A 2,908-nucleotide genomic window follows, 5' to 3' on the forward strand; every position below is an offset into this window, starting at 1 on the left:
TACCGGTCAGGTCTTGGCCTGAGCGAAGTGCCTCAATGGCGGCTTCCATGTCGAAAGTAGGTTTGGTCATTCGCTATTCCTTTTGGATTGATTTTAAGCAAATGACACAGAAATCTGAACACTACCGAATATATATTGCCCGTGAGGCCAATCGCGAGGATGGTTGTACTGGTCGATTTTGGGAGGGTCGATTTAAGTCTCAAGCATTATTGGATGATGCAGCTGTACTGGCCTGTATGGTTTACGTCGACCTTAACCCCATCCGCGCCAATATGGCGAAAACACCTGAGCAATCCGACCACACCAGTATCCAACGACGCATTAAAGCCGCATTGTCAGGCAAGCAACCAAAAGAGTTAGCGGCATTCACTGCTCCTCAAAATGGCGATATGTCTCAGGGCTTAGCATTTGCGATTGATGATTATTTGGAACTGGTTGAACAGACGGGACGTATCATCCGTGATGACAAAGTCGGCCATATCCCAGAGGCGATACCGGATTTACTCAGCCGACTGCAGATATCACCGGCCAACTGGCTGACGCTTACGACGGAGTTTGAGCATAAATTCCATCGCGCCGCTGGCCGGGAAGCCAAGCTTCGCCTGTTTGCCGAGCATACTCATCACCAACGTGCCAATGGCATTTCAAACGCACGAGCACTGCTAAGTACGGCATAAGAACTTCTTTGTCCATCCGCTTTTCTAGACCGTCACTGCGGTCATTTCCTGCGCTCTCGGTTCAGGCTTCGACGTTGAAAATCACTTCTAAAGGGCGCTGGGTGGGCAAATCGCACTCAGGGGCATGTCACAGCCGTGATCCAGCAAAACCTTCACTCCAAACAGCCACTAGCTAACATCGGAAACAACTCCTATGTTGTTTTGGCTTGGATTTACAACCATGGGGTTGTAAATTGTGTCATTTACTACTTATATGTAGTACTAGGGTCGTGTACTACTTAAGCGTTGTAAGCCGATGGAGCCTACCAATGACAACCATTAAAGAGCTCGTCCAGAAGCTGATTTATACCCGCAAACAAAGAGGGTTGGGTCAGGGAGATTTCGAGGGCTTGGCTGGATTTAAGCAGCAACAGATCTCCAGAATGGAGAAAGCCAACGATATGAAGCTGAGTAATTTCCTGGCTTGGGCGGACTCGCTGGGCTACGACGTGACTTTGGTTGAAAGAGATAGCAATCAGTTTACCGAAGCTGGGCATAAACCTTCTGAGCCAGAACGACCGGTCAATCTCATCCATCAGATCCTTGGTAAGTCTTCCGCGGAGAATGAGAAGTGATGCAGAAGCGTCAGGAGCAAGTTCAAGGGATAGCATTGCATCTACACGGTATTCGGGTAGGCGTGGTCGCACGATTTGCAGGCAACAAGAACATTCTGAGCTTTGATCCTGAATACGCAGCATCGACATCTCCAGATCGACCCATCGTCACGCTGCAGCAGTTGGCCGATTCTGGTTATCTGCAGCGACCACAGATCCGAACCAATCGCTTACCGGCGCTTTTATCAAACTTGCTGCCTGAGGGAGCGCTACGAACCTATCATGCTCTGCGACTAAAAATTGCTGAGGATGATGAGTTTATCCTGATGCTATCGCTTGGCCGGAACTTGCCAGGAGCACTGATAGCAGAGCCTATCCCTGCCGGGGAAATCCCTAGCTGGGCCCTAGTTGCCCGCGAACAAGCAGAAGCTATCCAAATTGCGCCACCAGAGGAAGTTGGCGATCAGGCCCTTGCTGGCGTACAGATGAAGTTCTCGGCGATTAAGGGCGATGGTCGATTCAATGTTTCGCAGGAATCCGGGGACGACAACTGGATCGTCAAAACACCATCAACAAACCATCCCTTTGTGCCCGCAAATGAGTACACGGCAATGCGGCTGGCCGAATCGGTTGGTGTGCGCATTCCTGATATTGATCTTGCGCCTTTGTCGGCGGTAGGTGAATTGCCCAATATCCAGTTGCCACAAGAACAGCACGCCTATCTGATCCACAGGTTCGATCGACATGGTACACAGCGGATCCATACCGAGGACTTTGCTCAGATAACCGAACAGTATGCCCGGGAGAAGTATGAGAAGGTGAACTATCAGCAGATGCTGTTAATCATGAGGAGTTTGATGGACGCCGATGCTTTTCGGGAGGACATGGAGGAGTTTGTTCGGCGCCTAGTGGTCAACATCTTGGTTGGCAATGGCGATGCCCATCTAAAAAATTGGACCTTGATATACAGCAACGGCACAAGGCCAAGACTCAGCCCTGCTTATGACATTGTTAGCACCGTCGTCTACATCCAAAATGAGCAAGACTTCGCGCTTAAGTTGATGGGGACGAAGCGGTGGTATGACGTATCGCTAGTCCAGTTCAAGGCACTGGCAAAAGAGCTTGGGATCCGGCCAACCCTGATGCAAAAGATCGTGAAAGACACGGTGGCTAAGGCGCGGGAGATATGGCCGACCTTGCTCGCCGAGCTGCCAATGGATAGTAAGCAAAAAGCGTTGTTGGTAGAGCACATGAATAGATTGCACGAAGACTTTCGCCTTAATCTAAGCGCATAGATGAGGTATTCGATGAATCATGTGGAACCCTAAAAGGGTGGTGTAAGCGCAGCATTAGTGACGAAAATCTTAGCTGAGGTTGCTGTTTAATAACCCCGTTCAAGGGCATATGAAGAGCCGCTTTTTGGTAACGCCACTGTAAAATAAAACAATGAGTAACAATGGTTTGAGTCGTGCTATTGGCTTGTTGAGTCCCTCGGGGGACACCATTTCAACGCTCATAGCCTGAACCTTAAGCATTTAGGTGCTCCCAAACGGCCTCCAAACTGTTGGCCTGCTTGGCTTTTGACTGCTGGGCCCGGTGGCAGTTAGTTGCGATGAAATCAATTGCCCAACTTAAGTC

Annotated in this window: 3 protein-coding genes; all 3 read left to right on the plus strand. The window is 49.8% G+C overall.

What is annotated here, in order from left to right:
- Positions 1-677: transposase (locus tag ABEA08_RS09610; protein ID WP_486322304.1), on the plus strand; the 677-nt coding region annotated here is incomplete at its 5' end.
- 308 nt (positions 678-985) lie between these two features.
- Entirely contained in the window at positions 986-1,291 is a 306-nt protein-coding gene (locus ABEA08_RS09615) for a helix-turn-helix domain-containing protein (RefSeq protein WP_345335078.1), read from the plus strand.
- Positions 1,291-2,565, plus strand: a complete 1,275-nt coding sequence (locus tag ABEA08_RS09620) for a type II toxin-antitoxin system HipA family toxin (protein ID WP_345335079.1) — start codon at positions 1,291-1,293, stop codon at positions 2,563-2,565. Before ABEA08_RS09615 ends, ABEA08_RS09620 begins: the two co-directional genes overlap by 1 nt.
- Positions 2,566-2,908: the final 343 nt, after the last annotated feature.

Source organism: Ferrimonas pelagia (assembly GCF_039543565.1).
GTDB lineage: Bacteria > Pseudomonadota > Gammaproteobacteria > Enterobacterales > Shewanellaceae > Ferrimonas > Ferrimonas pelagia.